General features: G+C 36.9%; 1 pseudogene. It reads left to right on the top strand.

The annotated features are described in order from the left end of the window. Window positions 1-17 precede the first annotated feature (17 nt). A pseudogene (locus tag HMPREF9184_RS09975) lies at window positions 18-707 on the top strand (IS3 family transposase); the annotation flags it as partial.

Raw genomic sequence — 707 nt, 5'->3', positions numbered from 1 at the left:
TTTTGGGGTGTTTTATTATGAAATTGAGTTATGAAGATAAAGTTCAGATCTATGAACTTAGAAAGCAAGGATATAGCTTAGAGAAGCTTTCAAATAAATTTGGGATAAACAATTCTAATCTTAGGTACATGATTAAATTGATTGATCGTTACGGAATGGAGTTTGTCAAAAAAGGAAAAAATAGTTACTATTCTCCTGATTTAAAACAAGAAATGATTAATAAAGTCTTACATGAAGACTGGACTAAAGATAGAGTTTCTCTTGAATACGGTCTCCCAAGTCGTACGATACTTCTTAACTGGCTGGCGCAATACAAGAAAAACGGGTATACTATTGTTGAGAAAACAAGAGGGAGAGCAGCTAAAATGGGACGTAAACGGAAGAAAACTTGGGAAGAAATGACAGAATTAGAACGACTCCAGGAGGAGAATGAACGCTTACGGACTGAGGTGGCCTACCTAAAAAAGTTAAAAGAGTTAGAGGAAAGGGACGAAGCCTTAGAGCGAGAAAAGCAGAGACAGTTAGAGAAATGGCTTCAGGAGGATTTCGACTAGATTTACTTCTTGAAGCGGCTCGTTTACCTCGCTCAACTTACTACTATCAGTTGAAGCAACTAGATGGGCTTGACAAAGATAAAGAGCTTAAAATCGAAATTCAGGCCATTTATAATGACCATAAAGGAAATTATGGCTATCGGAGAGTTACTC

The sequence above is a fragment of the Streptococcus sp. oral taxon 058 str. F0407 genome (assembly GCF_000235485.1).
Classification (GTDB): Bacteria; Bacillota; Bacilli; order Lactobacillales; family Streptococcaceae; genus Streptococcus.
This window is presented reverse-complemented; position numbering and strand designations above follow the sequence as displayed.